Here is a 14,452-nt window from a genome sequence, read left to right as displayed (position 1 = left end):
CCGATCGGTTCCCACCCGCGTTCCTCCGTTTCCCCGTGCCCCTCTCTTTCGCGCCAGTTCCGGACCGGGCGCCGACACCTGAGAGAATGGTGGGCATGGCCTCTGATCGTCCCCGCGTGCTCTCCGGAATCCAGCCCACGGCAGGCTCGTTCCACCTCGGCAACTACCTCGGCGCCGTGCGCCAGTGGGTGGCCCTGCAGGAGTCCCACGACGCGTTCTACATGGTCGTCGACCTGCACGCGATCACCGTTCCGCAGGATCCGGCGGACCTGCGCGCCAACACCCGGCTCGCCACCGCCCAGCTGCTGGCCGCGGGTCTCGACCCGGAGCGCTGCACGCTCTTCGTCCAGAGTCATGTCCCCGAGCACGCCCAGCTGGCCTGGATCATGAACTGCCTCACCGGTTTCGGCGAGGCGTCCCGCATGACCCAGTTCAAGGACAAGTCCGCCAAGCAGGGGTCCGACCGTGCCTCCGTCGGCCTCTTCACGTACCCGATCCTTCAGGTCGCGGACATTCTGCTGTACCAGGCCAACGAGGTCCCGGTGGGTGAGGACCAGCGCCAGCACATCGAGCTGACCCGCGATCTCGCCGAGCGCTTCAACGGCCGGTTCGGCGAGACCTTCACGGTCCCGAAGCCGTACATCCTCAAGGAGACGGCGAAGATCTTCGATCTTCAGGACCCGTCGATCAAGATGAGCAAGTCGGCCTCCACGCCCAAGGGCCTCATCAACCTCCTCGACGACCCGAAGGCGACCGCCAAGAAGGTCAGGAGCGCGGTCACCGACACGGACACCGTCGTCAGGTACGACACCGAGCTCAAGCCGGGTGTCAGCAACCTGCTGACCATCTACTCGACCCTCACCGCGACCGGTGTCGCGGAACTGGAGGAGAAGTACGCCGGCAAGGGCTACGGTGCGCTGAAGACGGACCTCGCCGAGGTCATGGTCGATTTCGTGTCGCCGTTCCGGGAGCGCACCCAGCAGTATCTGGACGACCCGGAGACGCTCGACTCGATCCTGGCCAAGGGGGCCGAGAAGGCCCGCGCCGTGGCCGGGGAGACGCTCGCGCAGGCGTACGACCGGGTGGGCTTCCTGCCCGCCAAGCACTGAGAGCGCCCGCGCGACACCGTTCGACAGTCCGTACGAGACGAGAGCAACACCGGTACGACGGCCGGTATCGGGCCGTATCGCCGTACAGTCGATAGCCGAACCGGCAGTCGTTCCTGCGCGCAGGAGCACCGGACATCGACCCAACGACAGGAGACGACGTGGGGACCGTAACGATCGGAGTGTCGATCGCGGTCCCGGAGCCTCACGGCAGCCTGCTCCAGGAGCGGCGCGCGGGCTTCGGTGACCCCGCGGCTTGTGGCATTCCCACCCACGTCACCCTGCTGCCTCCGACGGAGGTGGACGCCTCGGCGCTGCCGGCGATCGAGGCGCACCTCCTGGAGGTCGCGGCCGCCGGGCGCCCCTTCCCGATGCGGCTGTGCGGCACGGGCACCTTCCGGCCGCTGTCGCCCGTCGTCTACGTCCGGGTCGTGGAGGGCGCCGAGGCCTGCACCTGGCTGCAGAAGCAGGTCAGGGACGCGTCGGGGCCGGTGGCCCGCGAACTCCACTTCCCGTACCACCCGCACGTCACCGTGGCCCACGCCATCGACGACGCGGCGATGGACCGGGCCTTCGAGGAGCTCGCCGGGTACGAGGCCCAGTGGCCGTGCACCGGCTTCGCCCTCTACGAGCAGGGCACCGACAGTGTCTGGCGCAAGCTGCGCGAGTACGCGTTCGGGGGTGCTGTCGTCCCGCCGCAGGCCTGCGCGCCCGCGGACCAGGACACGACGCTGACGGCCTGAGGGCTGTCGGGGCCCCCGTCAGATCGGCAGTCGCCGGTACACCGTCCGCGGTACGTGCCGCAGCGCCGACATCACCAGCCGCAGCGCCCCCGGCACCCACACCGTCTCCGAGCGTCGGCGCAGCCCCACCTCGATGGCCGTCGCGACCGCCTCCGGGGTGGTGGACAGGGGGACGGCGTCGAGGCCGGCCGTCATCCTCGTGCGGACGAAGCCGGGGCGTACGACCATCACATGGACGCCGGTGCCGTACAGCGCGTCGCCCAGGCCCTGGGCGAAGGCGTCCAGGCCCGCCTTGCTGGACCCGTAGATGAAGTTGGAGCGGCGGGCCCGCTCGCCCGCGACCGAGGAGAGCACCACCAGCGAGCCGTGGCCCTGGGTCTGGAGGGACCGCGCGCACACCAGCCCCGCGGACACCGCGCCCGTGTAGTTGGTCTGCGCGATCCGTGCCGCGGCCAGCGGCTCGCGCTCGTCGCGTGCCTGGTCGCCGAGGACCCCGAAGGCGAGCAGCACCATGTCGAGGTCGCCCTCGGCGAAGACCTTGTCGAGCACGGCCTCGTGGGACTCGCAGTCGAGTGCGTCGAAGGCGACGGTACGGACGTCCGCGCCGAGTTCGCGCAGGTGCTCGGCGTCCCGTTCCAGGGCCGCCGAGGGCCGTCCCGCGAGCCACACCGTGTGGGTGCGGCGGGCGATCAGGCGGCGGGCCGTGGCGAGCGCGATCTCGGACGTGCCGCCGAGGATCAGCAGGGACTGGGGGGCACCGAAGGCGTCCTTCATGTCAGCTCCTAGAGGGTGTGGGGCGTGGGGCGACGTGCCGGTTCCCGGTGCCGGGGCGGACGTTGTCTGCCGTGGCACCGGAGTCCGAGCCGGCGGGACAGGTCCGAGGTGAACACGCCGCGGGGGTCCAGTTCGGCGCGCAGCCGCCGGAACTCGGCCAGCCGTGGGTACATCCGGTCGAGCAGCTCGGGCCGCAGCCGTGCGTCCTTGGCGAGGTAGACGCGCCCGTCCGCCCCGGCCACCTCCTCGTCCAGTTCGTCGAGGAAGGTGCCGAGGCCGGGCAGGTCCGCCGGGATGTCCAGGGCGAGGGTCCAGCCGGGCATCGGGAAGGACAGCCAGCCGGGGTCGGCCGTTCCGAAGCGCTTGAGGACGGCGAGGAAGGAGGGGCAGCCGCGCTCCGAGATGCGCCGCACGATCCGGCGCAGGGTCTCCTCCCGGCCGTGTCCGACGACGAACTGGTACTGCACGAAACCTGCGCGCCCGTAGATCCGGTTCCAGTGCGGCACCCCGTCGAGAGGGTGGAAGAAGGCCGGGATGGTCTGCAGTTCACCGGTGCGCGCGCGGGGCGCCCTGCGGTACCAGAGCTCGTTGAAGAGGCCGACCGTGGTCCGGCCGAGGAGCCCGTCCGGCACGAAGGCGGGCGCGGCCGGAAGCCGGCCGGGACGGAACGCGAGGGGCTGTCGGCGCGCGCGGGCGGGCAGGGCGTCGAGCGGCGCGTGCTCGCCCCGCGTCAGCACCGAGCGCCCCGTCGAGCGGCCGCGCGCGAGCAGGTCGATCCAGGCGACCGAGTAGCGGTAGCGGTGGTCGGTGGCGGTGAGGCGGGCCATCAGGTCGTCCAGGTCCGTCGCGCGTGCGGTGTCGACGGACATCAGCGAGGTCTCCACCGGCAGGAGCCGCACGGTCGCCGACAGGATCACGCCGGTCAGGCCCATGCCGCCGGTGGTGGCGTCGAAGAGCGGGCTGCCGCGGTCCACGGTCCGGATGCCGCCGTCCGCGGTCAGCAGGTCGAAGGAGAGCACATGGCGGGAGAAGGAGCCCGAGCCGTGGTGGTTCTTGCCGTGGATGTCCGCGCCGATCGCCCCGCCGACGGTCACATGGCGGGTGCCGGGTGTGACCGGTACGAACCAGCCGTGCGGGAGCAGGACCTCCATCAGCCGGTGCAGGCTCACCCCGGCGTCGCACATCACGGTGCCGCAGGCGGCGTCGATGGTGTGGACGCGGTCCAGGCCCGTCATGTCGAGCACGGCCCCGCCCGCGTTCTGCGCCGCGTCGCCGTACGCGCGGCCGAGCCCCCGTGCGATGCCTCCGCGTGCCCCGCACATCCGGACCGCGGCGGCCGCCTCCGCGTAGCTGCGCGGGCGTACGAGCCGCGCGGCGCTGGGGGCGGTGCGGCCCCATCCCGTGACGGTGACGGTCTCGGTCGTGACCGGGACGGAGACGCGCCGGGGGGCGGGAGGGGGAGCGGAGCCGGTGTCGGAGCCGGCGTCGGTGTCGGCGGGCATGACCGTGACCGTATCGCCGAAAAAGGTGCATAACACCCCGCTCTCCCTGGTGCCAACGGCTCCTCACCGAAATGGGTGATTAATGGGATGTCATCACTGATTGCCGTAATTCTGCGGTCACTCTCTAGAAGAGTGAGATCACATGGACGACCTTGACGACATGGACCGCCGGCTGCTGTCGGCATTCCACGCGTGCGGCACGGATCCACGGGTGGCGGCGGTCGCGCGCGCCCTGTCCTGGAGCGGGGAGCACGGGGCGCTGTGGCTGGCGGCCGGACTCACGGGGGCGGCCGTCGACCGGGGGCGGCGCGGCGCGTGGATGCGCGGCACCGCGCTCACCGGTACCGCCCACCTCGCCAGCATGGGCCTGAAGCGGATCGTGCGCCGTCCCCGCCCCGCGCACCCGGCACCCCTGGTCCGCACGGCCGGGCGTCACTCGTTCCCCAGCTCGCACGCCACCTCGGCGACGGCCGCCGCGGTCGCGTTCGGACGGCTCGGTGTCCGGGCGGTGCCGCCGCTCGCGGCCGTCATGTGCGTCTCACGGCTGGTCGTCGGCGTCCACTACCCCTCCGACGTCGTCGCGGGCGCGGCCCTCGGAGCCCTGACGGCCTGGCTGGGCGTCCGGGGGACGGAGACCGGCCATGGCTGAGCGCACGGTGCTCCTGGAGCACCGCGGCACTCCGCCGGTGCCCGCGCGCACCGGCAGCCTCGCGCTCGGCCTGCTGAAGACCGCCCGCCCCCGTCAATGGGTGAAGAACCTGCTGGTGGCGGCGGCTCCGGCGGCCGCCGGGCAGCTGTTCTCCCGGCACGCGCTGACCCAACTCGCCCTCGTCTTCGTCCTGTTCACGGCCTGCGCCGCCGCCGTGTATCTGATCAACGACGCCCGGGACGCCGTCGCCGACCGCGCCCACCCGGTCAAGCGCCACCGTCCGGTCGCCGCGGGCCAGGTCCCGGTCCGGGTCGCCTACACCGTCGGGGGTGTCCTCGCCGTCCTCGGCCCCGTGCTCGCCGCCTGGCTGTCCTCCCCGGTCACCGCGGCGCTGCTGACCGCCTACCTCGGCATGCAACTGGCCTACTGCGTCAGCCTCAAGCACGTCCTGGTCGTGGATCTCGTCGTCGTGACGACCGGATTCCTCATGCGGGCGATGATCGGCGGCCTCGCCCTCGGCATCCCGCTCTCGCGCTGGTTCCTGATCACCACGGGCTTCGGCGCGCTGTTCATGGTGTCGGCGAAACGCTACTCCGAGGCCGTCCAGATGGCCGGGACGGCGGGGGTCACCCGCGCGCTGCTCACCGAGTACACCACCGGCTACCTGCGCTTCGTCTGGCAGCTGGCGGCCGGGGTCTCCGTCCTCGGCTACTGCCTGTGGGCCCTGGAGCGCGGCGGCGTGCCCAGCGGCGGTGTGCTGCCCTGGCGCCAGCTGTCGATGGTCGCCTTCATCCTGGCCGTCCTGCGGTACGCCGTCTTCGCCGACCGGGGCACCGCCGGCGAACCCGAGGACGTCGTCCTGCGCGACCGGCCGCTCGCGCTGATCGGCCTGGTGTGGCTGGCGATGTACGGCCTCGCGGTCGCCAACTGGTGAGTCGCGCCCAGCGCGCCGCGGTCCTCGCCGTCCGCCACCACGTCCTCCGGCTCGCCCCGCGGCGCGCCGACACCGTCCCGGGCGCGGGGAGCGGCACGGTGTTCGCCACTGTCCTGCCTTTTCGGGGTACCCGGACATTGGTTTTCCGAGGCGAGGGCAGATTCGGATCATGGACTGGCTGAGAAAGCTCCCGATCGTGGGCCCTTTGGTCACCCGCCTGATGGCCACGCACGCATGGCGGTCGTACGAGCGGCTGGACCGGGTGAAGTGGACGCGGCTCGCCGCCGCGATGACCTTCGTCAGTTTCGTGGCGCTCTTCCCGCTGCTGACCGTCGCCGCCGCGGTCGGCGCCGCGACGCTCACGGTCCATCAGCAGAAACAGCTCCAGGACAAGATCGCCGAGCAGGTGCCGGGGATCTCCGACCAACTGGACATCAACACACTGGTGCAGAACGCGGGCACGATCGGCGTCATCGCGGGCGCCGTCCTGCTGCTCACCGGCATCGGCTGGGTCGGCCAGATGCGGGACTGTCTGCGCGCGGTCTGGGAGCTTCCCGACAGCGAGGAGAACCCCCTGCTGCGCAAGCTCGTGGACGGGGGTGTCCTCGTCGGGCTCGGCGGCGCGGTGCTCGTCACCGTCGGTGCCTCCGCCGCCGCCTCCACGACGGTCGGCTGGACGGCCCGGCTGTTCGGCGTCGACGAGAACGGCTGGGGCGGGGGGCTGTTGCAGGCCGCCGCGTTCGGAGTCGCCGTGCTCGCCGACTTCCTGCTGCTCCTGTACCTGCTGACCCTGCTGCCGGGCGTCCAGCCGTCCCGCCGCCGGCTCGTCGTCGCCGCCCTCATCGGCGCCGCGGGCTTCGAACTGCTCAAGCTGCTGCTCAGCAGCTATATGAGGGGCATCGCGTCGAAGAGCATGTACGGCGCCTTCGGAGTGCCCGTGGCGCTGCTCCTGTGGATCAACTTCACCGCGAAACTGCTGCTGTTCTGCGCGTCCTGGACGGCGACGGAGCACCAGGAACCGGAGCACGAGGACCCGGACCACGAGGACCCGGCGCCCGAGGACCCGGCGCCCGAGGACCCGGCGCCCGGGACCGGCGCGCCGGGCGGCCCCGGGCCCGAGGAGATCAGCGGCGCCGGCGCATCAGGTCCGGCAGCGGCCACCGGCGGTTGACCAGGAAGGCACTGCCGGCCAGCAGTACCAGGAGGCCGCCGGCGACGGCCAGCGCGATCCCGACCCCGCTCGAACCGTCCTTGGCTCCCGCGGAGGCGGCCACCGGCGCCGTCGATCCTCCGCCCGTGCCGGACGAGGGGCCGCCCGAGGGGGTCGAGCCCGCCTGCGTACTGGTGTCCGCGCTCCGCGGCGGTACCAGCTCACCCACCGGCGTGACCTTGTCCGCGGCCTTGAAGCCCCAGTCGAGCAGTTGCGCGGCCTCCTTGTAGACCTCGTTGTGCTCGTGCTTCTCCGGGTTCATCACGGTGACCAGCAGCACCTTGCCGTTCCGTTCGGCGACACCGGTGAAGGTCGCCCCCGCGTTGGTGGTGTTGCCGTTCTTCACGCCCGCGATGCCCTGGTACGTGGAGATGTCGCTGTCGCCGGTGAGCAGCCGGTTGGTGTTCTGGATCTCGAAGGACTCGCGGCTCGTCTTGCCCTTCTTGTCCTTCTTCGTCTCCCCGGGGAACTTCGCCCGCACGGTCGAGCAGTACTCCCGGAAGTCCTTCTTCTGCAACCCGGAACGGGCGAACAGCGTCAGGTCGTACGCCGAGGACACCTGGCCCTTCTGGTCGTAGCCGTCGGGGCTGACCACGTGCGTGTCCAGGGCCTGCAGGTCGTCGGCGTGCGCCTGCATGTCCTTGACCGTCTGCGCGACGCCGCCGTTCATCGCGGACAGCACGTGCACGGCGTCGTTGCCCGAGCGCAGGAACACCCCGAGCCACAGGTCGTGCACCGTGTACGTCTCGTCCTCCTTTATCCCCACCAGGCTGGAGCCCTCGCCGATGTCCGCGAGGTCGGTGACGGCGACCTTGTGCCGTTCGGTCCGCGGGAACTTCGGCAACAGCGTGTCGGCGAAGAGCATCTTCAGGGTGCTCGCCGGGGGCAGCCGCCAGTGCGCGTTGTGCGCGGCCAGGACGGCGCCGGACTCGGCGTCGGTGACGATCCAGGAGCGCGCGGTGACGTCCTTCGGCAGCACGGGGGCGCCGCTGCCCAGGTCGGCCTGGGTCCCGGGCAGGCCGAGCCGCGCGCCGCCCACCGTCGACATGTCCGCCGGGGGAGTGGCGCTCGGCGTAGGCGACGGTGACGGCTCGTCGGCGGCCAGGACCGGAGCGGCCGTCAGCGAAAGGGACAACAGGGTGGCGGATGTGACCAACAACGATCGCTTGATGGTCTTCTTGATGACGGGCACGGTCGAGAAAGTACAGGGCTCCGGCGGTGAAGTCCTCTCACCCTGCCCACCCCGGCCACGGGTGACGGCCGATGGCGGCGATACTGGACCCATGAAGCTCAGCCGCCCCGTCTCCTGGTTCCTGCTCGCCTTCGGGGTGTGGAGCTGGATCATCTGGATCACTTTCGTCAAGAACCTGTGGAAGGACGGCAGCGGGCTCGCGTTCGACGACGCGGGGGATCCGACGGCGTACTTCTGGGTGCACCTGACGCTCGCCGTAGTCTCCTTTGTTCTGGGGACGGTCGTCGGGGCCATCGGGTTCCGCGGGCTGCGCGCCTTGCGACAGACGTCATAGCGACGGGGGACACCGGGTCGTGGTCATCGTCTTTCTGCTGGTGGGCCTGGCGGTCCTGACCGCGTTCGCGGGCCTGCACCGGTACCTCTGGCGCCGTCTGGTGCGCGACACGACGACCGGTCCGGGGCTCGCGCGCCGCGCGGGCACCGTGGTCTTCGTCGCCGGCCCCGTCCTGATGGTCGGCGCGGTCGCCGCCGAGCGCGGGGGCGCGCCCTTCTGGCTCCAGCGGACGCTGGCCTGGCCCGGCTTCCTGTGGATGGCGCTGGCCCTCTACCTGTTGCTCGCGGTGGTGGCGGGGGAGGCCGTACGGCCCCTGGTGGCGCGGCTCGTGCGGCGGCGGACCGCCGACGACGGGCCGGGGGCGCCGCGCTTCGTCGTGGCGGCGGCGACGGGACCCGGCGTCGCTCCCCGCTCGGCCGCGGAGCCGGAGGTCCCGGTCGCCGCGCGGGAAGCCGGTGCCGACGCGCCGGCCGCCGCGGCCGGACGGCCCGACGCACCTTCGCAGGGGGCGGCGGGTGCGGACGGCGTCGCGACGGGACCCTCGCGGCGGCTCTTCGTCTCACGGGCCGTGGGCGGGACCGCCGCCGCCGTCGCCGTGGGAACCGTCGGGTACGGCACCTACGGCGTCCTGCGCGGGCCTCGTGTGAAGCGGGTGACCGTACCGCTGGCCAGACTGCCGCGGTCCGCGCACGGCTTCCGGATCGCCGTCGTCAGCGACATCCACCTCGGGCCGGTCCTGGGCCGGGACTTCTGCCGGCGGGTCGTCGACACGATCAACGCGACGCAGCCCGACCTGATCGCGGTGGTCGGGGACCTGGTCGACGGCAGCGTGAAGAACCTGGGACCGGCCGCCGCGCCGCTCGCGGGCCTGCGGGCACGGCACGGCTCGTACTTCGTCACCGGCAACCACGAGTACTACTCGGGCGCCGCGCAGTGGGTCGCGGAAGTACGCGAACTGGGGCTGCGTCCGCTGGAGAACGCGCGGACGGAACTGGCCGGGTTCGACCTCGCCGGCGTCAACGACGTGGCGGGCGAGAGCGAGGGACAGGGACCCGACTTCGCGAGGGCGCTGGACGGCCGGGACACCGCGCGGGCCGTGGTGCTGCTCGCGCACCAGCCGGTCCAGATCCACGACGCCGTACGCCACGGTGTCGACCTCCAGCTCTCCGGGCACACCCACGGCGGCCAGCTCTGGCCCGGGAACTACGTCGCCGAACTCGCCAACCCCACCGTCGCGGGCCTCGAACGGTACGGCGACACGCAGTTGTACGTCTCCCGGGGCGCGGGGGCCTGGGGACCGCCGACCCGGGTGGGCGCGCCGTCGGACATCACGATCGTGGAACTGGCCTCCCGGCAGGCCTGAGGGCGGCGGTCCGGCACCGGGTGACTCACGGCGCCGGAGTCGAGCCGTACGCCGTCATGAAGCGGTCGCGGAAGGAGCTCATCTTCCAGACCGGGGCGTTGTGCTCGGGCTGGAGACCGTCCGTCCACCCCCAGTCGGCGATCTTGTCGAGGACCTTCGGGTCCTTGGCGACGATCGAGACCGGCACGTCACGGCTGGCGTGGTTGCCGCTGACCCGGGCGATGGGCTGGTGGTCGCCGAGGAAGATCAGCACGGTGTTCTTGTTGCCGTACTTCACCAGGTAGTTGATCAGGCTCGACACCGAGTACTGGATGGACTTGCCGTACTCCTGCTTCGACTTCGCGGAGTCGGTGATGATGTCGGCGGGCTTCTTGCCGGCCTTCTCGATGGCGTTGTAGATCGAGCCGTCACCGACCTGGTCCTGCGGGACCAGCTGGGGGATCGGTGCCCAGGGCTGGTGGCTGGAGGTCAGGATGATCTCCGACATCAGCGGCTTGTCGTGCTTCTTGCCGTGCACCAGGCGTTCGAACGCGGTCAGGGCGTACTGGTCGGGCATCGTCGACCAGCTGAACTTCGGGCCCTTGTAGTCGAGCTTGTGGGAGTCGTACACCTTGTCGAGGCCGTAGAACTTGGACTCCGGCCAGGCCTTCTGGACGCCGGGCATCACACCGACGGTGTCCCAGCCGCCCGACTTCTTGAAGGCCTTGGTGAGGGTCAGGTGCTCGCCCGCGGTGACGGTGCGGTACCGCTGCTGGTTGCTGATCCACAGGCCCGACAGGAACGTCGAGTGGCCCAGCCAGCTGCTTCCGCCGTACGTCGCCGAGGTCAGCCAGCCGCTCTTCGCCGCGAACCCGGCCTTGACCAGCTTCTGGTTCTCCGCGGTGAGAGTCGCGTCCACCCCCGGCGCCATGACCGGGTCCTCGATCGCGCTGCGGCCGTAGCTCTCGATGAAGGTGATCATCATGTCCTTGCCGCGCAGGTCCGTGAGGAGCTGGTCCGGCGGGGTGTTGGCGAAGGCGTCCTTCTTGGCGAACTTGGCGAACGCCGCCTCGTCCCGCAGGGTCGCCTGCACCCGCTTGGTGCGGTCCTCGACGGACTTGGCCGTGCGGTCGGAGGCGACCGGCACGCCGGTGAACTGCACGCCGAGCGCCGCGCAGGCGATCCATACGGTGCCCAGCACCAGGGTCGAGCGGGTGGCCGTCACGGTGTGCCGGGACATCAGGCCGGCGAGCCGGACGACCGCCAGCGACATGACGGCGAGCAGGACGATCACGAACAGCACGAGGGCGACCACGATGCCGAGCGTGGCCTGCTTGCCCATCGTGTCCTGGAGATAGGCCCGCGCGTCGGCGAACAGCGACCAGTCGAGGACGAGGTTGAATCCCCGCCCGAGGTACTCGTTGAAGCCGATGTCGAGGAGGTTCAGGATCGTCAGCACGCCCAGGACCAGGCCGCCGACCGCCGCCACCACCACCCGGGGCCTGCGGGGCAGGACGATCAGCACGGCGGCGCCGAAGACCGCTTCCACCGGGATGCGCACGAACTCGCCGGGCCGGAAACCGGCGCTGCTGTTCGGCATGAGCAACGCGAACAGCACGAGCACGGCGGCGAGACCGGTGGTGGTCCAGGTCAGGGCCCGCGCGGCGACCGGGTACCTCGCCCGCCACCCGCGCCACCGCCCTTTGACCGGCACCGGCCCGGGGGCGACCTCGTCTCCGGGCTCGGCGGGCGTGGCGGAGTCGGCGGAGTCGGCGGACGCGACGGGTTCCGCGGACCCGGCCGGTTCGGCCCCTTCGGCGGCCCTGACCCCTTCCGCGGGTTCGGCCCCTCCCGCGGACTCCGGGGAGTCGGCGGAGGCGGCGGTGTCGGCACCCTCGGGGGAGCCGTTGGGCTGGTCCGCTTCGGCAGTCGTGGCGCCCTCGGGGGAGCCGGTGGGTTGGTCCGCTTCGGCGGACGCGGCGCCCTCGGGGGAGCCGGTGGCCGAGGTGGCCTTCGCGCCCTCGGCCGAGTCGGTGGCCGCGGTGGCCTTCGCGGGCTCGGGGGACTCGGCGGGTTCGGTGGCCGCGGAGGAGTCGCCCGGCGCGTCGGCTTCGGCGGGGGTGGCGGTCTCCGTGGGGCCGGCAGCCTTCGCGCGGGCAGCGGTCCGAGGGGTCTTCGGCGCGGCGGGCGCGTCCGGCGTCCGCTCGGCCGCATCGTCCGGCGTCCGGATCTCCCGCGGGCGCGCCTCGTCGGGCGTCTCGTCCGTGTCCGGCAGCTGTCGAGAGCTCGTGTTGAACGACAACCCGAAGGTCCTTCCGTGCGAAGCCCGGTGATGGCGCGGCGGACCGGGCCGAAGGGGCCGGGCCGCCTGCTTCTCTGTACGGCACCACGGCGGACGCTGTTCAATCCCCCAGGTCTGCTTATGTTCAAGGGCAACACCGCATATGTTCAAGCAGGTCAGCGCGCAGGCAGCGTCACGGTCACGGCGAGCCCCTCGCCCGGCGCCGTCCGTACCGCCACCTCACCCCCGTGAGCCGTCACCACCCCCTGCACGATCGCCATCCCCAGTCCGCTCCCCGCACCGCCGCCCGCCCGGAAGAACCGGTCGAAGATGCGCGCCGCGTCCTCCTCGGCCAGCCCCGGCCCCTGGTCCGCGACACACAGCCGTACGACCCCGTCCGCGCGCTCCAGACCGAGCCGCACCGGCACCTCGGCGGGCGTGTGCGTGCGGACGTTGGCCACCAGATTGCCCAGGACCTGCCGCAGCCCCGATTCGTCGGCGTGCACCAGCAGGGTGCCGTCGGCGCCCACGGTCACCGGCCGGGCCGGCTGCTGGGCGCGCAGATCCTCGGCGGCGTCCCGTACGAGCCGGCTCAGGTCGACGTTCCTGAACCGCAGCTCGGGCCGCTGGTCGAGGCGGGCGAGGGTGAGCAGCTCGTCCACCAGCCGTCCCATCCGGTCGGCCTCGGCGTTCATCCGGTCCCAGGCCCGCCGCCGCTCGGCCGGCTCGCTCAGCATGCCCTTGTCGTACAGCTGGAGGTACCCGCGGATCGCGGACAGCGGGGTGCGCAGCTCGTGCGAGGCGTCCCCGACGAACCGCCGCAGCTGGGCGGCGCTGCGCTCACGCGTCCGGTAGGCCGATTCCACCTGCTGGAGCATGGAGTTGAGGGCGAGCCGCAGCTGCTCGACCTCCTGGGTCGGATGGTGGCTGGAGGGCACGCGGCGCGTCAGATCCCCCTCGGCGATCGCCGACGAGGTCTCCACCATGTCCTCCAGCGGCCGCAGCCGTCGGCTGACGCTGAGCATGGTCAGCACCGCGAGCAGCGCCAACAGCAGGGTCCCCACGGCGAGATCGAGCCGCAGGGCCTTGGCTATGCCCTTTTCCAGCGCGTCGGTGGAGGTGGCGAGCAGCACGTAGGTGCCGTCGGCGAGCCGCGCCCCGGTCGCCCGGTAGGCGGCGCCGTGCACGGTGATGTCGTGCAGCGCCCTGTCACGGACGAGGGCGCGCGGGTCGTCCACCGCGGCGACCAGCGCGCGCTGGGTGCCGGTCGGCTTGAACCCGCCGATACTGAGCGGCTGCCCCCGGCCGTCCACCGCCGCGAAGATCGAATCCGGCTGCGGGGAGCTGTCCGAGCGGGGGGTCAGGTGGTTGCGGACGAAGGACAGCGCGGTCAGTGAGTCGATCTGGTGCAGCGTGAGCTGCGAACCGGTCAGCGAGTCACGCGTCTTGACCAGCTCCGCGTCGACCTGGTCGAGCAGGTAGTGCCGCATGCCCATCAGACTGACGGCGGTCGCCACGATGATGCCCAGCGCCAGCAGCGCCACGTTGGCGAGCGTCAGCTTGCCGCGCAGCGAGTGGATCCCGTGATGGCGGCGGGGACGCCGGATGCCCGCCCGCGCCGCGAGGATGCGATCCGGGACCTTCATGCGAGCCCGTACCCGACACCCCGCCGGGTCTGGATGACCGGCGGTCCGAGTGGTTCGAGCTTGCGCCGCAGATAGCTGATGTAGGTCTCCACGACGGTCGACTCGGCCGAGTGCTCGTACTGCCACACGTGCCGCAGGAGTTGCTCCTTGGGCACGATCCGGCCGCCGTTGCGCACCAGGAAGCGCAGCAGCGCGTACTCGGTCGGGGTGAGTTCCACGGTCCGCTCGCCACGGTGCACGGAGTACGTCGTCTCGTCCAGTTCCAGTTCGCCGTAGCGCAGCGGCGGGCGCTGCGGCAGGACGTCGGCGGGGCGGGTGCGGCGCAGCACGGCGGTGATACGGGCGACGACCTCGTCGATGTTGAACGGCTTGGTGATGTAGTCGTCACCGAAGCCGAGCGCGCCCACGATCTCCGCGGGCGCGTCCCGGGCGGTGAGGAAGACGACCGCCAGATCGGGCTGCCGTATCCGCAGTTCACGGCCGAGGGCCCGGCCGTCGCCGTCCGGCAGCATCACGTCGAGCAGGGCCGCGTCGGGCCGGGTGCGCTCGGCCAGCGTGAGCGCCCGGCGGACGGTGCCCGCGGTCATGACCTCGAAACGGTGGTAGCGCAGGGCGATGGCCAGGACGTCCGCGATGCTCGGTTCGTCCTCGACGACGAGGACGGTGGCCCCCTCATGAGCGGTCATGCCCCCAGTATCCGCACGCCCGTCCCGCCCGGGGGCGGCTCCCGTCTTGGAGT

At 71.8% G+C, this 14,452-nt stretch carries 13 protein-coding genes; 7 read left to right on the top strand and 6 right to left on the bottom strand.

The features are described from left to right. Positions 1–95: 95 nt before the first annotated feature. Together trpS and OG199_RS17725 are read left to right on the top strand one after the other, a co-directional pair. The gene (trpS, locus tag OG199_RS17730; RefSeq protein WP_356797291.1) at positions 96–1,109 is read left to right on the top strand and encodes a tryptophan--tRNA ligase; all 1,014 of its coding nucleotides are present in this window, start codon (positions 96–98) and stop codon (positions 1,107–1,109) included. A gap of 158 nt (positions 1,110–1,267) precedes the next feature. Then, on the top strand, positions 1,268–1,849 hold the full coding sequence (locus tag OG199_RS17725) for a 2'-5' RNA ligase family protein (RefSeq protein ID WP_356797289.1): 582 nt from the start codon (positions 1,268–1,270) through the stop codon (positions 1,847–1,849). Positions 1,850–1,867: 18 nt separating this feature from the next. On the opposite strand, the gene OG199_RS17720 is transcribed toward OG199_RS17725, so the two are convergent. After that, complete coding sequence (locus tag OG199_RS17720; protein ID WP_401805585.1) at positions 1,868–2,623, bottom strand: decaprenylphospho-beta-D-erythro-pentofuranosid-2-ulose 2-reductase; 756 nt, start codon at positions 2,621–2,623, stop codon at positions 1,868–1,870. Between the two features lie 8 nt (positions 2,624–2,631). Then, the gene (locus OG199_RS17715) at positions 2,632–4,125 is read right to left on the bottom strand and encodes an FAD-binding protein (RefSeq protein ID WP_405830242.1); all 1,494 of its coding nucleotides are present in this window, start codon (positions 4,123–4,125) and stop codon (positions 2,632–2,634) included. Positions 4,126–4,267: 142 nt separating this feature from the next. On the opposite strand from OG199_RS17715, the gene OG199_RS17710 reads away from it, so the two are divergent. The 3 genes from OG199_RS17710 (at position 4,268) to OG199_RS17700 (ending at position 6,879) form a co-directional block, all read left to right on the top strand. Beyond that, positions 4,268–4,774 carry a phosphatase PAP2 family protein gene (locus OG199_RS17710; protein WP_356797283.1) on the top strand — a complete coding sequence of 169 codons (507 nt, stop codon included), beginning with the start codon at positions 4,268–4,270 and terminating at the stop codon, positions 4,772–4,774. After that, positions 4,767–5,708, top strand: coding sequence for a decaprenyl-phosphate phosphoribosyltransferase (locus OG199_RS17705; protein WP_405830240.1), 942 nt, complete (start codon positions 4,767–4,769; stop codon positions 5,706–5,708). The genes OG199_RS17710 and OG199_RS17705 overlap by 8 nt, the downstream gene beginning before the upstream one ends. 169 nt (positions 5,709–5,877) lie before the next feature. Then, on the top strand, positions 5,878–6,879 hold the full coding sequence (locus OG199_RS17700; RefSeq protein WP_405830238.1) for a YihY/virulence factor BrkB family protein: 1,002 nt from the start codon (positions 5,878–5,880) through the stop codon (positions 6,877–6,879). Here OG199_RS17700 and OG199_RS17695 read toward each other — a convergent pair. Continuing rightward, complete coding sequence (locus OG199_RS17695) at positions 6,833–8,110, bottom strand: D-alanyl-D-alanine carboxypeptidase family protein (protein WP_405830236.1); 1,278 nt, start codon at positions 8,108–8,110, stop codon at positions 6,833–6,835. The two genes, OG199_RS17700 and OG199_RS17695, sit on opposite strands and share 47 nt — an antisense overlap. Before the next feature lie 91 nt (positions 8,111–8,201). Here OG199_RS17695 and OG199_RS17690 point away from each other — a divergent pair, with 91 nt between their 5' ends. Beyond that, on the top strand, positions 8,202–8,444 hold the full coding sequence (locus OG199_RS17690) for an SCO4848 family membrane protein (RefSeq protein WP_261994617.1): 243 nt from the start codon (positions 8,202–8,204) through the stop codon (positions 8,442–8,444). 19 nt (positions 8,445–8,463) lie between these two features. Next, the gene (locus OG199_RS17685; RefSeq protein ID WP_405830233.1) at positions 8,464–9,807 is read left to right on the top strand and encodes a metallophosphoesterase; all 1,344 of its coding nucleotides are present in this window, start codon (positions 8,464–8,466) and stop codon (positions 9,805–9,807) included. A gap of 25 nt (positions 9,808–9,832) precedes the next feature. On the opposite strand, the gene OG199_RS17680 is transcribed toward OG199_RS17685, so the two are convergent. The 3 genes from OG199_RS17680 to OG199_RS17670 form a co-directional block, all read right to left on the bottom strand. Continuing rightward, entirely contained in the window at positions 9,833–12,088 is a 2,256-nt protein-coding gene (locus tag OG199_RS17680) for a sulfatase-like hydrolase/transferase (protein WP_405830231.1), read from the bottom strand. A gap of 155 nt (positions 12,089–12,243) precedes the next feature. Then, the gene (locus tag OG199_RS17675) at positions 12,244–13,713 is read right to left on the bottom strand and encodes a sensor histidine kinase (RefSeq protein WP_405830230.1); all 1,470 of its coding nucleotides are present in this window, start codon (positions 13,711–13,713) and stop codon (positions 12,244–12,246) included. After that, on the bottom strand, positions 13,710–14,399 hold the full coding sequence (locus OG199_RS17670) for a response regulator transcription factor (RefSeq protein WP_356797271.1): 690 nt from the start codon (positions 14,397–14,399) through the stop codon (positions 13,710–13,712). Before OG199_RS17670 ends, OG199_RS17675 begins: the two co-directional genes overlap by 4 nt. Positions 14,400–14,452 lie beyond the last annotated feature (53 nt).

The sequence above is a fragment of the Streptomyces sp. NBC_01176 genome (assembly GCF_045039825.1).
In the GTDB taxonomy this organism is placed as follows: domain Bacteria; phylum Actinomycetota; class Actinomycetes; order Streptomycetales; family Streptomycetaceae; genus Streptomyces.
This window is presented reverse-complemented; position numbering and strand designations above follow the sequence as displayed.

Excerpts from the sequence above, each read along its gene's own strand:
- trpS (WP_356797291.1), top strand. The coding sequence starts at position 96 with ATGGCCTCTGATCGTCCCCGCGTGCTCTCCGGAATCCAGCCCACGGCA.
- OG199_RS17720 (WP_401805585.1), bottom strand. The coding sequence starts at position 2,623 with ATGAAGGACGCCTTCGGTGCCCCCCAGTCCCTGCTGATCCTCGGCGGC.
- OG199_RS17715 (WP_405830242.1), bottom strand. The coding sequence starts at position 4,125 with ATGCCCGCCGACACCGACGCCGGCTCCGACACCGGCTCCGCTCCCCCT.
- OG199_RS17710 (WP_356797283.1), top strand. The coding sequence starts at position 4,268 with ATGGACGACCTTGACGACATGGACCGCCGGCTGCTGTCGGCATTCCAC.
- OG199_RS17705 (WP_405830240.1), top strand. The coding sequence starts at position 4,767 with ATGGCTGAGCGCACGGTGCTCCTGGAGCACCGCGGCACTCCGCCGGTG.
- OG199_RS17700 (WP_405830238.1), top strand. The coding sequence starts at position 5,878 with ATGGACTGGCTGAGAAAGCTCCCGATCGTGGGCCCTTTGGTCACCCGC.
- OG199_RS17690 (WP_261994617.1), top strand. The coding sequence starts at position 8,202 with ATGAAGCTCAGCCGCCCCGTCTCCTGGTTCCTGCTCGCCTTCGGGGTG.
- OG199_RS17675 (WP_405830230.1), bottom strand. The coding sequence starts at position 13,713 with ATGAAGGTCCCGGATCGCATCCTCGCGGCGCGGGCGGGCATCCGGCGT.
- OG199_RS17670 (WP_356797271.1), bottom strand. The coding sequence starts at position 14,399 with ATGACCGCTCATGAGGGGGCCACCGTCCTCGTCGTCGAGGACGAACCG.